This window comes from Hymenobacter sp. BT18, from assembly GCF_012273015.1.
In the GTDB taxonomy this organism is placed as follows: Bacteria; Bacteroidota; Bacteroidia; order Cytophagales; family Hymenobacteraceae; genus Hymenobacter; species Hymenobacter lutimineralis.
The window spans coordinates 2,595,783-2,610,893 of the sequence record NZ_CP050954.1 but is presented as its reverse complement, the minus strand read 5'-3'; the positions used below and the strand labels follow the sequence as shown (position 1 = coordinate 2,610,893).

Annotated in this window: 16 protein-coding genes; 5 read left to right on the top strand and 11 right to left on the bottom strand. The window is 60.6% G+C overall.

Annotated features, from left to right (window positions below; all coding sequences use genetic code 11):
• Positions 1-149 precede the first annotated feature (149 nt).
• Together HER32_RS11000 and HER32_RS10995 are read left to right on the top strand one after the other, a co-directional pair.
• Positions 150-1,067, top strand: a complete 918-nt coding sequence (locus HER32_RS11000; RefSeq protein WP_168681910.1) for a DnaJ C-terminal domain-containing protein — start codon at positions 150-152, stop codon at positions 1,065-1,067.
• Positions 1,068-1,120: 53 nt separating this feature from the next.
• Positions 1,121-1,444: a chaperone modulator CbpM gene (locus HER32_RS10995; RefSeq protein WP_149071012.1), complete on the top strand. Its 324-nt coding sequence runs from the start codon at positions 1,121-1,123 to the stop codon at positions 1,442-1,444.
• Positions 1,445-1,451: 7 nt separating this feature from the next.
• Here the strand turns inward: HER32_RS10995 and HER32_RS10990 are convergent, their stop codons facing one another.
• From HER32_RS10990 to HER32_RS10960, 7 genes are all read right to left on the bottom strand, one after another.
• Positions 1,452-2,180: a ZIP family metal transporter gene (locus tag HER32_RS10990; protein WP_149071011.1), complete on the bottom strand. Its 729-nt coding sequence runs from the start codon at positions 2,178-2,180 to the stop codon at positions 1,452-1,454.
• 94 nt (positions 2,181-2,274) lie between these two features.
• On the bottom strand, positions 2,275-3,015 hold the full coding sequence (locus tag HER32_RS10985) for a class I SAM-dependent methyltransferase (protein ID WP_308418675.1): 741 nt from the start codon (positions 3,013-3,015) through the stop codon (positions 2,275-2,277).
• A 38-nt stretch (positions 3,016-3,053) separates the two neighbouring features.
• Positions 3,054-3,311: a heavy metal-binding domain-containing protein gene (locus HER32_RS10980; protein ID WP_168679485.1), complete on the bottom strand. Its 258-nt coding sequence runs from the start codon at positions 3,309-3,311 to the stop codon at positions 3,054-3,056.
• A gap of 25 nt (positions 3,312-3,336) precedes the next feature.
• Positions 3,337-3,684, bottom strand: a complete 348-nt coding sequence (locus HER32_RS10975) for a hypothetical protein (RefSeq protein ID WP_168681909.1) — start codon at positions 3,682-3,684, stop codon at positions 3,337-3,339.
• A 55-nt stretch (positions 3,685-3,739) separates the two neighbouring features.
• Complete coding sequence (locus HER32_RS10970) at positions 3,740-4,360, bottom strand: hypothetical protein (RefSeq protein ID WP_149071008.1); 621 nt, start codon at positions 4,358-4,360, stop codon at positions 3,740-3,742.
• A gap of 118 nt (positions 4,361-4,478) precedes the next feature.
• Complete coding sequence (nadC, locus tag HER32_RS10965; RefSeq protein ID WP_168681908.1) at positions 4,479-5,339, bottom strand: carboxylating nicotinate-nucleotide diphosphorylase; 861 nt, start codon at positions 5,337-5,339, stop codon at positions 4,479-4,481.
• A 195-nt stretch (positions 5,340-5,534) separates the two neighbouring features.
• A complete protein-coding gene (locus tag HER32_RS10960) occupies positions 5,535-5,936 on the bottom strand; it encodes a DUF4783 domain-containing protein (protein ID WP_168681907.1) in 402 nt (133 codons plus the stop codon).
• Positions 5,937-6,073: 137 nt separating this feature from the next.
• On the opposite strand from HER32_RS10960, the gene gpmI reads away from it, so the two are divergent.
• The gene (gene gpmI, locus HER32_RS10955; RefSeq protein WP_168681906.1) at positions 6,074-7,621 is read left to right on the top strand and encodes a 2,3-bisphosphoglycerate-independent phosphoglycerate mutase; all 1,548 of its coding nucleotides are present in this window, start codon (positions 6,074-6,076) and stop codon (positions 7,619-7,621) included.
• Complete coding sequence (locus HER32_RS10950) at positions 7,614-8,180, top strand: hypothetical protein (RefSeq protein ID WP_168681905.1); 567 nt, start codon at positions 7,614-7,616, stop codon at positions 8,178-8,180. Before gpmI ends, HER32_RS10950 begins: the two co-directional genes overlap by 8 nt.
• 10 nt (positions 8,181-8,190) lie before the next feature.
• Here the strand turns inward: HER32_RS10950 and HER32_RS10945 are convergent, their stop codons facing one another.
• The 4 genes from HER32_RS10945 to prfA all read right to left on the bottom strand — a co-directional run bounded on the left by HER32_RS10945 (position 8,191) and on the right by prfA (position 12,032).
• Positions 8,191-8,775 carry a hypothetical protein gene (locus HER32_RS10945; protein ID WP_168681904.1) on the bottom strand — a complete coding sequence of 195 codons (585 nt, stop codon included), beginning with the start codon at positions 8,773-8,775 and terminating at the stop codon, positions 8,191-8,193.
• Between the two features lie 106 nt (positions 8,776-8,881).
• Positions 8,882-9,304: a secondary thiamine-phosphate synthase enzyme YjbQ gene (locus HER32_RS10940; protein WP_197748832.1), complete on the bottom strand. Its 423-nt coding sequence runs from the start codon at positions 9,302-9,304 to the stop codon at positions 8,882-8,884.
• Between the two features lie 4 nt (positions 9,305-9,308).
• Positions 9,309-10,820 (bottom strand): right-handed parallel beta-helix repeat-containing protein, encoded by a 1,512-nt coding sequence (locus tag HER32_RS10935; protein ID WP_168681903.1) that lies wholly within the window; start codon positions 10,818-10,820, stop codon positions 9,309-9,311.
• Between the two features lie 141 nt (positions 10,821-10,961).
• Positions 10,962-12,032: a peptide chain release factor 1 gene (gene prfA / locus HER32_RS10930; protein ID WP_168681902.1), complete on the bottom strand. Its 1,071-nt coding sequence runs from the start codon at positions 12,030-12,032 to the stop codon at positions 10,962-10,964.
• A gap of 572 nt (positions 12,033-12,604) precedes the next feature.
• Here prfA and thrA point away from each other — a divergent pair.
• The gene (gene thrA / locus HER32_RS10925) at positions 12,605-15,049 is read left to right on the top strand and encodes a bifunctional aspartate kinase/homoserine dehydrogenase I (RefSeq protein ID WP_168681901.1); all 2,445 of its coding nucleotides are present in this window, start codon (positions 12,605-12,607) and stop codon (positions 15,047-15,049) included.
• Positions 15,050-15,111 lie beyond the last annotated feature (62 nt).

Genomic DNA, 15,111 nt, shown 5'->3' with positions numbered 1-15,111 from the left:
AGCAAGTAAATTACGATTTTTGCGGGAAGGCAAAAACTAGGCCAGCCGTTTGCGCACAACTTTGAGGATAGCGCTACGTTTGTGCAAGGCCCAAGCCCGCTCCGGCGCGGGTTAGTTTTTCGGTCATTCTGCGGCATATCTCTTACGAAGTGGACTACAAAGACTACTACAAAGTACTGGGTGTAGAGAAAACTGCTACCCCGGAGCAGATTAAAAAGGCGTACCGCAAGCTGGCACGTCAGCATCACCCCGATGTGAATCCCAACAACCCGGAAGCTGAGCAGCGCTTCAAGGAAGTGAACGAGGCCAACGAGGTGCTGAGCGACCCGGAAAAGCGGCAAAAGTATGACCAGTTGGGGGCCGACTGGCAACGCTACCAGCAGGCGGGCAGCCGGGGCGGTGGAGGCTTCGACTGGTCTCAGTACGGGCAACCGGGCGGTGGTGGTTTCAGTGGGAGCAGCCCCTTCGGCGACGAGGCCGACTTCTCCGATTTTTTCAGCTCAATCTTCGGCAACATGGAGGGCGAGCGGGGCGGCAACGCCCGTGCCCGGGCCGGGCAGGACTACCAGGCCGAGCTGGAATTATCCCTGGAAGAAGCTTACCACGGCGGGCCCCGCACGCTCACGGTAAACGACCGGAAACTGCGCATCACCATTCAGCCGGGCGTGGAAGACGGGCAGACCATCCGCTTGCGCGACCAGGGGGCCCCCGGCCGCAATGGTGGCCCCAACGGGTCCTTGTACATCACCTTCCGCCTAAAGCCCGACGCCCGCTATACCCGCACCGGAGCCGACCTTACCATGGATGTGCCCGTGAGCGTGTACACCGCGGCCCTGGGCGGCGAGCAGCAGATTGACACGCTCTCGGGGCCCGTCAAAATCACCATCAAGCCCGAAACCCCCAATGGCACCCGCCTGCGGCTGCGGGGCAAGGGCTTCCCGGTGTACCGCCAGCCCGGGCAGTTCGGCGACTTGTACCTGCGGCTGACCCTGACGCTGCCCCAGCACCTGACCGAGCCGGAAAAAGACCTTTTCCGACAATTGGCGGCGCTCCGCAAATCAGCGTAGCGCACCCGTTTTTTCGTAAGATCCTGCACTGGCAATGCCCCAACGAACCTGCCATGGAAACTCACCTCATTACCATCACCTACCACGAGTGCGCCGTCAGCTATGGCCTGAACGAGGCCGTTGTGCGCGAATTTGCTGAACTGGGTCTGGTACGTCTGGCGGCTGCCCCCGATACCATCGAGGAGGAACCCGAGCACCTGGCCCGCCTAGCCCGCTTGCACCACGACCTGGGCCTGGGCACCGAAAGTATAGACGTAGTACTCCTGCTCCGGCAGCGGGTGTTGCAGCTGCAGCGTGAGCTGCGCCGGCAGCAGGCCCGGGCAGCCCAGCTGGAGCGGTTTCTCCAGGGCGGCGCCCCCACCTTCGACGTGCTCTGACCCCGAGTTAGGCTACCAGCAGGGCCAGGCCGGTGCCGGCTACCGTAGCCAGCAGCTTTGGCCAGGGTAAGCGGTGCTCCGGGCTGGTCTCAAACAGAATGGTAGTGGAAACATGCAGGAAGTTGCCGGCTACTAGGCCTAGCAGAGCCGCGTACCAGCCGCCCGTGAGGAGTTCTTCCAGCACCACGTAGTTACTCACCAGCACCCCGGCGGGAGACGCCAGCGCAAACAATACCAGAAAAGGCAGGGCCCGCCGAAAGCTGCCCAGCCGCAGCAACAGAGTAGCCATCAGGGCAAAGGCGGCGGGAATGTGGTGCAGGGCTACTCCTGCCATAATCAGGTAGAAGTTTTGCCCCACTTCCCCGGTAGCTGAGCCCGGCACCATAATACTGCCTTCCAGGAAGGAATGAACCACGAGGGCCCCCAGCAGCAGAAACGGCACGCGCCCCACGTGGGAGGTATGATGGTGCATGTGGCCGTGCTCCACGCCCTGCGAAAACACCTCCAGTACCAGCTGCCCAAAAAAGCCAGCCAGCACAAAATACCCTACCCGGTGCGAGTCAGTTGACATTTGCAGGGCCTCCGGCAGCAGGTGCGTGATGGTGAGCGTAAACAAATAGGCGCCACTGAATGCCAGCAACGGCTTCATCCAGGTGGTATGGGCCGTGGGCACAAAGCGTGTAAGCCAGCCGGCTCCCAGCACGGTGGCAAACAGCACGAACAGGGCAATCCACATGGGCAGATAGTGAGGTAGGGAGTAAGGCAGCGGCCCAAAGCACACAGGCTAGCTTCAGGTTTAGGAAGCAGCGGTAAGCCGCTCAGATCCAGCCTTATTTTTTCAGGATAAAAATCATTCGGGGGGAGGTAGCGGGCTCGAAGGGCCCCAGCTGATAGTTGCCGAGCACTTCTACCAGGCGCAGCCCCGCCATGCCAAAGTATTCTTCGAACGACTCCCGGCTCAGGGCCCGCACCCGCTCCTGGTAGTGCTGCGGCTGGCCTTGAGCATCCGTAAAGCGAATATCCTTCACGATGAAGTCACTGTCGAGGTGCCGCCGGATGTCGAACGGGATGCCCTCCACAGTTTTCTCTTCCTGCGCGACAAGCTCCCGCACCGTGCGTTCCGTGTTCAGGAAGTCGATAACCAGCTTGCCGCCGGGCTTGAGGGCCTGTGCGGCCGAGCGAAGCGCCACCACGTTTTCCGTTTCCTGCAGGAAGTACCCGAAGCTCGTGAACAGATTGAAAATGAAATCGAACGGTCCGAAGGGCAGCGGGTCGCGCATGTCGTGCACGTGAAAGCGCAGGTGCTCCCCGGCAAACTGCCGGGCGTGCGCAATACTCTGCGGCGACAAATCCACCCCGGTCACATCGTAGCCTTGCTCGCTGAGGTAAATGGCATGGCGGCCCTTGCCGCAGGCCAGATCCAGCAGCCGCGACGAAGGCTTGGCCCGCAGGTGCAGCAGTAGCTGATCAATAAAACGCTCGGCCTCCTGCTGGTCCCGGTTGCGGTAAAGCAAGTGGTAATACGGCGAGTCAAACCAGGTACTAAACCACTCCGGGTCAGGCTGCATCATGCGAAAACAAAGCTAAGATCAAGATAAGACGGGGCTGCTTACAATGAATCCGAGGCGGCGGCCCCGGCCTTGGCGGCCGGGTTGTGCTCCAGATCCATGCCGCACACCGGACACTTGCCCGGCTCGTTGCTGGCGCTGCCTTCGCAGCCCATGGGGCAGAGGTAAGCCGCCGTCTGCGCCGACGGAACTTCGGTGGCGCTGGCCTCCGAAGCAGTGGGGTTGCCCTGGCAGCCAGCCAAAGCAATAGCTGCGGCCAGCACCAGGCTAGCCGCAGCTTTTTTTACTGCATACATCATGGGTAGGCAAACTTAGCCGTGGAGCTTACTCCTTGCCGCCGTCTTGCTTGAGCACAGCGTCCGGGTCTTCCTCCACGTTTTTCGTGGCCTCCACTTTCTCGCCTTTGGCCGTGGTAGCCTGCTCAGCCGTGGGCTTGGCCTGCTTGTTCAGGGGTACGTGCGAGCTGATGGGCCGCTCTACTACGCCACCGTTGTCGTGAGCTTTAGCTTCGGCCTGGTCTTCCACCACGTCGAAATTCTGGCTGGAACGAGTACCGGGCGCTACCATATCCACCGACACTTTGTTATCGGGGCGCCAGTCGGAAGGTTCGCTGCTGCACGAAGCGAGGGCCAGGCTACCTGCCAGGCAGAAGAGCAGATGTTTTGAGTTCATATGAATATTCAGCAAAGGACGTTCAACAAAGGTACGAGACAGGAACGGCTCGTGGTTATGCAGCGGCAGTCGGAGCCGCTTTAACTTCGGCAGGCAGCAGATTCTTGCGCCGCAGCATTGATTCAAACAGCTTCAGGTCGTTGGGTGAGTTGAAAATGCGCGTGGGGATGTAGAGGAACATGGGCACCTGAAACGTACGGGCCACCCAGCCGCGCCAACCCGTGGGCATTTCCGCGTTTTCGGGCGTTTTCAGGTACAGCTGGTAGGCAGCGTCCTTAAAGTGCACCCGGTCAATCATTTCCCAGGGAATGTTCATACCCTGCTTGTCATTGAGCTTCATGAGCACGTAGCGCTGGTCGATTTCGAAGTTGACGCGCTCAAACAAGGCTTTGCTTTGCTCGTGCTGGGCCAGGGCCTGCACCTGGGCCGAGCGCAGCACCACAAACAACAGCGTTACGAGCCCCGCGGCCACCACCCACCACCACGAAAACACGAAGATGGCCGGTAGCAGCAGGACCACCAGCGGAATCAGGGCGTACCACCACTCGCGCTTCCACACCTCCGTGAGGGCCATGCGCACGTAGGTCTCGGAGCTGAGCTGATTTTTCTTGGTGCGAATGGCGAGCGGGGAAGCCCCCTGCGCCTGTCGGAATCCGCGTTGATTGGGTTGTTGCATTGGGTAAGTAATGTGCTAATGTGGATGAATGTGCTAATGTGCTGATGGATGTGCTCTGCGCCAGTGAAGTGTGCTATCTGAGCACCTGAGCACATTCCCTCACATTCTTCACATTAAACTAAAACGCTTTCAAACTCATGTCCAGACTATCGGCCGAGTGCGTGAGGGCCCCCACGGAGATATAGTCGACGCCGGTGGCGGCTACCTCGGCAATGGTTTGCTCGGTGATGCCCCCGCTGGCTTCGAGCGGATATCGGTCGGCTACCAGGGCCACGGCTTCCCGCAGCTGGGCCGGGCTCATGTTGTCGAGCATAATTCGGTCGATGCCGCCTACTTCCAGGGCCTGCTGCACTTCGGCCAGCGTGCGGGTTTCTACTTCGATGGGCAACTGACGGCCCAACTCGCGCAGGTAGGCGTGCGTGGCTTCAATAGCCTGCCGGATACCGCCCGCGTAGTCCACGTGGTTGTCCTTGAGCATAATCATGTCGAAGAGGCCGTAGCGGTGGTTGGTACCGCCCCCAATTAGCACGGCCCACTTCTCGCACAGGCGGAAGTTGGGCGTGGTTTTGCGGGTGTCGAGCAGGCGGGCCCGGGTGCCGGCCAGCAGCTCTTGCAGGTGCGCCGTGTAGGTAGCAATGCCGCTCATGCGCTGCATGCAGTTGAGTACCAGCCGCTCGGCCGTCAGGATGCTGCGCGCCGGACCTTCTACCACAAACGCGACGTCGCCGTGCTGCACGCGGGCACCGTCCTGGAGCCGAACTTCCACCTGCAGAGTTTCATCCACCTCCGCAAAGATGAGTTGGGCCAGCTCCACCCCCGCCAGCACACCTTCCCCTTTCACTAGCAGGCGCGCCCGCTTGCGGGCCGTAGCCGGAATGGACGCCCGCGAGGAATGGTCGCCGTCGCCGAGGTCTTCGGCCAGGGCGGTGCGGATAAACGTGGTCAGGGCTTCGGGGGTGAGGTAGGGGGCGGCTTGCACGGTGCAAAAATAGAAAAGAAAAAGGCCCCAACGTGAGGTCCGGCCGGAGTTTGTAAAATCAAACGGTAACAGGCAGCCCTACGCTTACACTCCCCTCCTGCCGTTTTGCTCCGGGAGAAGCACAGCGCACAAAAAGCCCCGGACGTTTCGAAAACAGCCGGGGCTTTTCTATAAAGCATGAAAGGAGTTGACGGGTCACTCCTTCGTGAAGTCAATGGTGTCGATGAGCTGCTTGCCCTGGGCCGGCTTTACTTTGATAAACACCCGGTAGGTGCCGTTTTTACCAACGTATTTGCCAATGGCGTACTGAATGCCGCCCTCGGAGGAGCCCTGGTGAATAAACTCGAAGCTAGTGGGGGCGTTCTTAGCAAAGAAGTCCTTCAGCACGAACTCGGCCTGGGTAGCGCTGTAGCTTTGCTTGTCGCCGTCGAAGCCCAGCTCTACGGTAGAGCCAAAGGACTGCGCCACCCCGCGGGAAGAGCCGCTGCGGATGGCCCCGCGTACGGACCCAAACGCGTCGCCTTGTGCCTGGGCCCCTACTACTGCGGCGAGCAGCAGACCAACCAGCAGAAGCGTACGGAAAAAGGAAGTTTTCATATCTATCAGTGGAATGCTCGCCGATAGGCCAAAATTATGCCAACCCCTTAAAAGGAAGGAAATAATCCCAAGCATTCTTCTTTCAGACAATACTAAGAAAATCCGCGCGGTTCAGCACGCCCCGCTATCTTTGCAGCATGAATAAACAGGTACTGTTGGTAATTCTGGACGGGTGGGGCCTGGGCACGAACCCGGAGGTTTCGGCCATTGCAAAAGCACACACGCCGTACGTTGATTCCTTGTTTCAGCGGTTTTCGCACAGCAAGCTGCAAGCCTCGGGCGAGGCCGTAGGCCTGCCAGATGGGCAGATGGGCAACTCCGAGGTAGGCCACATGAACATTGGGGCCGGCCGCGTGGTGTACCAGGACCTGGTGCGCATCAATAAAGCCATCCGGGAGCGGAAGCTGGGCTCCATGCCCGCTCTCACCAAAGCTTTCGACTACGCCCGCACCAACGGCAAGAACGTCCATTACATCGGGCTGCTGTCGGACGGGGGCGTGCACTCCCACATCGAGCACCTGAAAGCCCTGTGCACCCTGGCCCACGACGCCGACGTGCACAACGTGTTTATCCACGCCTTCACCGATGGCCGCGACACCGACCCCAAGGGCGGCGTGAGCTACGTAAACGACCTGGAGCAGCACCTGCAGCGCGGGGCCAGCGGCAAAATTGCGTCTATTGTGGGGCGCTACTATGCCATGGACCGCGACAACCGCTGGGAGCGGGTAAAGGAAGCCTACGACCTGCTGGTGAACGGCAAGGGCACGCCTTCCCAGAACCTGATCCAGAGCATGCTCGACTCGTACAAGGCGGGCCTGACCGACGAGTTCATGAAGCCCATTGTGAAGGTGGGCGCCGACGGGCTGCCGCTGGCTACCATTCAGGAAGGCGACGTGGTGCTGTGCTTTAACTTCCGCACCGACCGGGGCCGCGAAATCACGCAGGCCCTTACGCAGCAGGATTTTCACGCCTTCAACATGCACCGGCTGAACCTGCACTACCTGACCATGACAAACTACGACGCCACGTTTGTGGGCGTCACGCCGATTTTTGAGAAGGACAACCTCGACCAGACCCTGGGCGAAGTGCTGGCGGCCAATGGCAAAAAGCAGATTCGTATGGCCGAGACGGAGAAGTATCCGCACGTTACATTTTTCTTCTCGGGTGGCCGCGAGGTAGAGTTTGAGGGCGAAACCCGCATTATGCGCGCCTCCCCGAAGGTGGCTACCTACGACCTGCAGCCCGAAATGAGTGCCTACGAGCTCCGCGACGCCCTGGTGCCGGAGCTGCAAGCCAAATCGGCGGACTTCGTGGTGCTGAACTTCGCCAACCCCGACATGGTGGGCCACACCGGCGTGTTTGAAGCCGCCGTGAAGGCCGTGGAAACCGTGGATGCCTGCACCCGCGACGTGGTGGAAACGGCCCTGGCCAGCAACTATGCCTGTATCATCATTGCCGACCATGGCAACGCCGATATGATGGTGAACCCCGACGGCACGCCCAACACCGCGCACACCACCAACCTGGTGCCCTGCATCCTGGCCGACAACGACTACCGCGGCAAGCTGAATGATGGTAAGCTCGGCGACATTGCCCCCACGGTATTGCAGCTGATGGGCCTGCCGCAGCCCCAGGAAATGGGCGGCGTAAGTTTGCTTCAACCCCAGACCAGCCCGAATGCGTAAGGCCTGGCTGCTGGGCTTGGTGTGGCTGGCTGCGGCGTGCAGTTCCGATATGGGAACTACGCCCGGCCAGCCCGCGCCCCGCTCCCGCTACTTTGCTCTGAACTCCTTTCTGGAAGAGCAAGCCAAACAGCTTAACCAACGGCAGCCCGGCGTTACTAAGCAGGTGCGCCTGCGCACGGGCGGCCAGGAAACAACCCAGGTAAAACAACTGGACTGGAGCAAGGAGCTACAGATTTTCCAGCAGGCTGATATCACCAAGCCTGCGTTGCGCGGCGCGTATACCGTTGACTCTACCGTGGAAAATGGCATTCTGCGACGCCGCTACCAGCGCCGACCGGGTATTGAGCACCCGGTACGGCAGCTTACTGTGCTATCCAGTGGTCAGCAGGTGGTGGCCGTGGAAGCCGTCATCACCCAGGACAACCCGCTGGTGTATTCCAATAAAACTATAGAACTGCGCTGCCAGAATGGTCAGGTAGCCAGCTACCGGGTAAATGGCGTGCAGAAGCTAGTACTGTTCGACTCGGTGCGGTACGCCGTGAGCAGCCGGGTGCAGTAGCTTCGTATAGTCAATCCACGTAGGGTTCTACATGCACAGCGCTCAGGCGGCCCTGCTGAAAGGTCACCGACACGTAGTTGGCCCGCTCCGTATCCCCGATTCGGACCTTGTCGATAGATTGGCGGCCGGCACGGTGGGCCTTTTGTAGGCGGCGTTTCAAGCGCTGACCGTAGGCAGGCTGGAAGTTGGTGACGCTAGCATCCTGCAGCAAGTCCTTCTCTGGAGTACGGTAAAACTCGAATACGTTTCCCTGGTGGCGCAGCACCACGATGGTGTCGGTTTGACCGGACACATGGCGGTTCTGAAAAGGCTTGCGGGTGGTTACCCGGGCCCCGGCCGCTACCAATTGTTCCACCGTCAGTTCCTGCCCGAATGGGTCACCAGCCAGCGTATCGTTGGTGATGCGTAACGTGCGGGTAGGTAAAGCTGCCGGAACAGCTGGCGGTATTACCCGACGAGCCACGGCCGACTTGCGCACAACATTCTTCGCAACTTCTTCCTCCGCTGGCGTTGCGCTGCATGCACTCAACAGCAAAGCCGCATAGATGGCAGCGCTGAGAGCAGCTTTAGCAGACGAAAACAGGGAAGGAAGCATTAGCAAACCAGTAGATGGTTGCCTCTATACGGAAACCTGCCGCAAGCGGCCCACTGGAAACAAAGCATTTAGCCGCGCCATAGCCTTGCGCGGTGCTATTAGTGAGCTACTTTCCCATCAACGTAGCCACCACCCAGCGGCGGCCGCCGTGGTTGCGGTGCTCCCCTAGATAAATGCCCTGCCAGGTACCCAGCGCCAACTCGCCCCGGCTGATGGGCACACTCACGGCATGGCCCAGCAAACTGGCTTTGAGGTGGGCCGGCATATCGTCGGGGCCTTCCTGGGTGTGCTGGAAGTAGGGCGCGTTTTCGGGCACCACGCGGTTGAAAAACGCCTCAAAGTCGTGACGCACGGTGGGGTCGGCGTTTTCGTTGATACTTAAGCTGGCGGAAGTATGCTGAATGAAGAAATGCGCCGTGCCCACCTGCAGCTGCTCCAGCTCGGGCAGCTCGGCCACCAGCAGATCGGTAATCAGGTGGAAGCCCCGGCGCACGGCCGGCAGGCGCAGTCGTTTCTGAATGAAGATCATGAGCTTACTTGTTTTTCCGCTCGTAAGCGCCCATGTCCGGCGTGGCCGGGTCGCGCAGCACGTGCAGCAGGTCGTACTCCAGACCGGGTAGCGACACGGCCTTGTTGCTGGCCGGGGAAAGCGTGTCGAGCCGGAAATCATACTTATCCGGGGTGCTGTTCAGGTACGTCAGCTTAAACTTCGGGTCCTGGTTCAGGACATTGCCCTGGTTATTTAGCCCGGGTTTGGTGGCCGTATTGGCCGCCCCGCTATAGGCTTTCGTGCGCAGCAGGCTGTTCGTCACGCTGATGGCGCCCAGGTACCGCTCGGCGTTCTGAAAGAACAGCTCATCATCGAAGGAGCCCCACACGATGCTGTTCTGCACCGACACCTCGGGACTCACGCGCCGCGGCGGACTCTGCACCGGCAGCTCGTCGGAGAAGGTGAGCGAGGACGTTTCACGGCGGTTGAACTGGGGCGTATAGTTGGCCACGGTGCAGTGGCGCAGCACGTACTTGCCACCCTGGAAGCCTGCTACCGCAAACTCCCCACAGTTGGTAAACAGGCTGTTGTTCACCGTCACGTCGCCGGAAAAGCTGAGGATGCCGCCGCCGAATGGCGCTGTAGTGCTGCCAAACTGCAGCGAGGCCGCCGATATGTTCTTGATGATGCTGTTCTCTACCAGCACCCCTGGGCGCGGCGCGGCGTTTTCGAGGTTCAAGACCACCAGCCCAAAGGCGGCATTCTTGATTTCGGTGTAGCGCACCACGTTGTCGTGGCTGCTGGCGTCGAGCTGAATACCGGCCCACTGGCCCGGGATGTCGTTGTAGAAGGGCTCCAGGCGGTCGGCCTGAAAGCGCACGAAGCGCGGATCGTTGGGCTTGAGCTCGGCGGTAGGCTGCAAGTCGGGGTTGATGCGCAGCTGCCCGCGCACCACCAGGGCCGCGCCGGCATGGCTGTACACGCGCGTGCCGGCTTCGATGGTCAGGCGGCAGTCTTTGTCTACCAGTGCGTAGCCGAAGATGACGTGGGGCTTATCGTTACGCCACACCTCCTCGCACTTCAGGGTTTCTTCGGTGTGGAAGTAGGCGTTCTGCCCGTAGGCCACCAGCTTCACCTGCTGCTCATTGCCATTGGTGAGGAACTGCAACTCGTCTTCTACCAGAAAAGGCTTGTCCTTGGCCACCTGACCCAGCACGGCCTTCACCAAAATTTGCACGCTGTCCTTGCCCCGGATTTCCAGGCCATCGGCCGTGGGCTGGTCGTCGCCGTTGATGATGAGCGAGTAAGTACCGGGCGCTTTACCGGCCAAGCGCAGCTGCTCCACGCGCACGGCGCGGGCATTGCGGTTGTACACCCACAGCCGCTTCGACACGGTGCCTACTTGCGTAAAAACGGTATCAAACAGCACAGTATCCGTCGAAAACTCCAGCTTGGCGCTGCGGTCCGTGGTGAGCAGGTCTTCCTTAGGCTCACAGCCGGGCAGCAGCGTGGCCGCCGCCGAGAGAATCAAAAGGAAAGGGAGCAGAAAGCGCATAGCAGACAATCGTATAAAAAGCGTCATGCTGAGCGGAGTCGAAGCATTTCTCCCGCTTCGTTTGAATTGTTCAACGAAGCGGGAGAAATGCTTCGACTCCGCTCAGCATGACAAACGTGGTGAAGCTAACAGTTAGTGCGGTTAGCCTACGCCTTCCTGCAGACGCTCGGCGCTTTCGGCCAGGCGCAGCTGCTCCACAAACTCGTCGATGTTGCCTTCCATCACGCTGGCCAGGTTGTACACCGTGAAGCCAATGCGGTGGTCCGTCACGCGGCCCTGGGGGTAGTTGTAGGTGCGGATTTTGTCCGACCGGTCGCCGCCGCCAATCATGCTCTTACGCTGGGCACCTTCGGCTTCGTTCTTTTTCGCCAGCTCGATTTCGTAGAGGCGCGAGCGAAGTACCTGCAGGGCCTTGTCGAAGTTTTTAAGCTGGGACTTCTGGTCCTGGCACTGAGCCACCAGACCGGTAGGCAAGTGGGTGAGGCGCACGGCCGAGTAGGTAGTGTTTACCGACTGCCCACCGGGGCCCGACGACATAAACAGGTCCTTGCGCACGTCGTTCATGTCGATCTGCACGTCCAGCTCCTCGGCTTCCGGCATCACCACGATAGAGGCTACCGAAGTATGGATACGGCCCTGGGTTTCGGTGGCCGGTACGCGCTGCACGCGATGCACGCCCGATTCAAACTTGAGCTTGCCGTACACATCCTCGCCCTTCACGGCCAGGATAATTTCCTTGTACCCCCCGCTGGTACCTTCGGTGGCGTCAATCAAATCCATTTTCAGGCCGTTGCGCTCGGCGTAGCGCATGTACATGCGCTGCAGGTCGCCGGCGAAGATGGCAGCCTCGTCGCCCCCGGCCCCGGCCCGGATTTCCATGATAACGTCCTTGCTGTCGTTGGGGTCCTTGGGAATCAGCAGTTCCTTGATAACGACTTCCAGGCGCTCCTGCTCGGGGTAGAGCGTTTCCAGCTCATCCTTGGCCATCTGGCGGAAGTCCTCGTCTTTTTCCGTGGCAATGACCTCCTTGGCGTTGTCGATGTTGGCCAGCACGTTCTGGTAGGCCTTGTATTCGGTCACGATTTTGCCCAGGTCCTTGTACTCTTTATTGAGGGCCTTAAAGCGCTTCATGTCGCTCATGGCGTCGGGCTGGGTGAGTTGCTCACTCACGTCCTCAAAGCGCCGTTGAATGGCCTCCAGTTTGTCTAGCATCTTACTTCAGAAATGTATTGGGAGTGCAAAGGTACGCAAACGCCGCCGACGATAAATGCCGTGGAAGCACCTGATTGCTAAGTGGCTGCCCGGCCCTAAACCCCAAGGCGGCCCACCGATAAAACCTGGCGCTGCGGCGTAGCCATAGTAATTGCGCTACCCGGCCAAACACTGTCAGCTTCCGGCGCGGTTCACCACCTACCCGCTGATTATCAACCTGGAAGCCTAAACCCAGCATTTCGGCGGGGCGGAGCACATGGGGCAAAACGCGCCGTAAAGAGGGCGGTAGAAATCGTAGATAATTTTATACGAAAGCCATTGCCGTTTCGAAAAGTTTCTACTTTGCGGCCATCTACTCCGCGCTCATGGCCCTGCTTCGTGCTACCAAGGCTTTCTTCCACGCACTGCCAATCACGCAGATTGGTACCGGGGCAACCGTGATTACAACCCGCTAGCGGGCCGCGGAATCCTCTTTCACCCTTGATTCGCCGCCCGCCTCGCCGGTACGCTTCTCCTGAGAAGCCACCGAGTGAAGCGGGTTTTTTCTTGTCTACTTAATGAATGCACAGGCTATGCAGGTTTTGAAATTTGGGGGCTCATCGGTAGCCAATGCCGCAAACATCGGACGGGTACTGGACCTGGCCGAAGCGGCTGCCCGGCAGCAGCCCGCCGTGGTGGTGGTATCGGCGCTGGGCGGCGTAACGGATGCCCTCATTGGGGCCGGCCGCCGCGCCGCCGCCGCCGATGCCACGTACCGGGAGCTGCTGCAGGAACTGGAGCAGCGCCACCTGGCCGTGGTGCGCGAGCTGCTACCCATCACGGGGCAGAGCGCGGTGCTGAGCGTGGTGAAAACTCACTGCAACGAGCTGGAAAGCCTCTGCGACGGAATTTTTGCCTTGGGCGAGCTGTCCAACCGCACTCTCGACAAGCTGGTAAGCTACGGGGAGCTGCTTTCCTCGAAGGTGGTAGCGGCCGGGCTGGGTGCCCGCGGGGCCGCCCATCAGTGGCTGGACAGCCGCCAGCTGATTCGCACCGACGCCCGCTACGGCCACGCCGCCGTGGACTTTGCCGCCACCAACGACCGTATCCAGGCCGCCGTGCAGCAGGCCGGGGCCCCGCTCTACGTAGCCCCGGGCTTTATCTCCTCGGCCCCCGATGGCAGCACCACCACGCTGGGCCGGGGCGGCTCCGACTATACTGCCGCCATCTTTGCCGGCGCCCTCAGCGCCACGCAGCTGGAAATCTGGACCGACGTGAGCGGCATGATGACGGCTGACCCACGCTTGGTGCGCGCTGCCCGCCCCATCCCGCGCATCTCCTACCAGGAAGCCATGGAACTCTCGCACTTTGGCGCCAAAGTGCTGTACCCGCCCACCATCCAGCCGGTGATGCGCCAGGGTATTCCGCTCTGGATCAAGAACACCTTTGCCCCCGAAGATGCCGGCACGCTGGTAGAAGTGGGGCCGCCCGCCAACCACGCCTTTGTGCGGGGATTGTCGAGCATTGGCCCGGTGGCTTTGCTGCGGCTCGAAGGCAGCGGCATGGTGGGCATTCCGGGCTTTTCGCGGCGGCTGTTTGCGGCCCTGGCTCGGGAGCAGGTCAACGTGATTCTCATTACCCAAAGCTCTTCTGAGCACTCCATCTGCGTGGCCGTAAGTGCCCCAGAAGCCGCCCGCGCCCAGCAGGCCGCCGACGAGGAGTTTGCGCCCGAAATTCAGGCCGGCCGCCTCGACCCGCTGTACCGGGAAGACGACTTAGCCATTGTGGCCCTGGTGGGCGAGCAAATGAAAAACCACCCCGGCATCAGTGGGCGCATGTTTGCGGCGCTGGGCCAGAACGGGGTCAATATCCGCGCCATTGCCCAGGGCTCCTCGGAGAAGAATATTTCCACCGTCATCCGGCAGCAGGATGTGCGCAAAGCCATTAACGTGCTGCATGAAAGCTTCTTCGAAGCCACGGCCCGCCAGGTGAACGTGGTGGTGACGGGCGTGGGCAACGTGGGCCGCAAGCTCCTGGAACAGTTGAATCGGCAACAACCCTGGTTGCTGGAAAAGCTGCGCCTGAACCTGCGCGTGGTGGGCCTGGCGACCAGCAAGCAGTTCGTGCTCGACGAAGAAGGCATCGACCTCAGCAACTGGCAGGCCGCGCTGGAAGGTGGGCAGGCGTTAAACCTGACGACTTTCACCGAGCAGTTGCTGGCCTTGAACCTGCGTAATACCGTGTTTGTGGACGTGACGGCCAGCGCCGATGTGGCCCAGGTATACGCCGGGCTGCTGGCGAAAAGCGTGGCCGTAGTGGCCTGCAACAAGGTAGCGGCTTCCTCGGAGTACCAGAGCTACGCCCATCTGAAGTCCCTGGCCCAGGAGTTCAACACCCACTTCCTGTTCGAAACGAACGTGGGCGCTGGTTTGCCCATTATTGGTACCCTGGGCGACCTGCTGCGCAGCGGCGACGAGGTACAGCGCATGCAGGCGGTGCTGTCGGGTACGCTCAACTTCGTGTTCAACAACTACGACGGCACGCGGCCCTTCGCGGAGGTGGTGCGCCAGGCCCAGGACGAGGGCTATACCGAGCCCGACCCGCGCCTCGACCTCACGGGCGTAGACGTGGCCCGCAAAATCCTGATCCTGGCCCGCGAGGCCGGCCACCCGCTGGAGATGAGCGAGGTAGCCAACGAGTCTTTCCTGCCGGCCTCGTGCCTGGAAGGCGACGTACCGGCGTTCTACGAGCAACTGGCCGTGCACGAGCCCCACTTCCGGGGCCTGTTTGATGCGGCGGCAGCCGAAGGCAAGAAGCTGCGCTTTGTGGCCAGCTTCGCCGATGGGCAGGCCCGCGTCGGCCTGCAGGCCCTGCCGCCCAGCCACGATTTATACTCCCTGCAAGGCAAGGACAACGCCGTACTGTTTTACACCAACCGCTACGTAGAGCAGCCACTTGTCATCAAAGGCGCTGGGGCCGGGGCCGAGGTAACTGCCTCGGGCGTGTTTGCCGACGTACTCCGCGCCGTGCAGAGTTAGAGCATGCTTGGGAGTTGTCATGCTGAGCTTGTCGAAGCATCTCTACCGCTTCGTTGCGGTCG

Excerpts from the sequence above, each read along its gene's own strand:
- HER32_RS10980 (WP_168679485.1), bottom strand. The coding sequence starts at position 3,311 with ATGATGTATGCAGTAAAAAAAGCTGCGGCTAGCCTGGTGCTGGCCGCA.
- HER32_RS10985 (WP_308418675.1), bottom strand. The coding sequence starts at position 3,015 with ATGATGCAGCCTGACCCGGAGTGGTTTAGTACCTGGTTTGACTCGCCG.
- HER32_RS10990 (WP_149071011.1), bottom strand. The coding sequence starts at position 2,180 with ATGTGGATTGCCCTGTTCGTGCTGTTTGCCACCGTGCTGGGAGCCGGC.
- gpmI (WP_168681906.1), top strand. The coding sequence starts at position 6,074 with ATGAATAAACAGGTACTGTTGGTAATTCTGGACGGGTGGGGCCTGGGC.
- HER32_RS10950 (WP_168681905.1), top strand. The coding sequence starts at position 7,614 with ATGCGTAAGGCCTGGCTGCTGGGCTTGGTGTGGCTGGCTGCGGCGTGC.
- prfA (WP_168681902.1), bottom strand. The coding sequence starts at position 12,032 with ATGCTAGACAAACTGGAGGCCATTCAACGGCGCTTTGAGGACGTGAGT.
- HER32_RS10940 (WP_197748832.1), bottom strand. The coding sequence starts at position 9,304 with ATGATCTTCATTCAGAAACGACTGCGCCTGCCGGCCGTGCGCCGGGGC.
- HER32_RS10970 (WP_149071008.1), bottom strand. The coding sequence starts at position 4,360 with ATGCAACAACCCAATCAACGCGGATTCCGACAGGCGCAGGGGGCTTCC.
- HER32_RS10960 (WP_168681907.1), bottom strand. The coding sequence starts at position 5,936 with ATGAAAACTTCCTTTTTCCGTACGCTTCTGCTGGTTGGTCTGCTGCTC.
- thrA (WP_168681901.1), top strand. The coding sequence starts at position 12,605 with ATGCAGGTTTTGAAATTTGGGGGCTCATCGGTAGCCAATGCCGCAAAC.
- HER32_RS10945 (WP_168681904.1), bottom strand. The coding sequence starts at position 8,775 with ATGCTTCCTTCCCTGTTTTCGTCTGCTAAAGCTGCTCTCAGCGCTGCC.
- HER32_RS10995 (WP_149071012.1), top strand. The coding sequence starts at position 1,121 with ATGGAAACTCACCTCATTACCATCACCTACCACGAGTGCGCCGTCAGC.
- HER32_RS10975 (WP_168681909.1), bottom strand. The coding sequence starts at position 3,684 with ATGAACTCAAAACATCTGCTCTTCTGCCTGGCAGGTAGCCTGGCCCTC.
- HER32_RS10935 (WP_168681903.1), bottom strand. The coding sequence starts at position 10,820 with ATGCGCTTTCTGCTCCCTTTCCTTTTGATTCTCTCGGCGGCGGCCACG.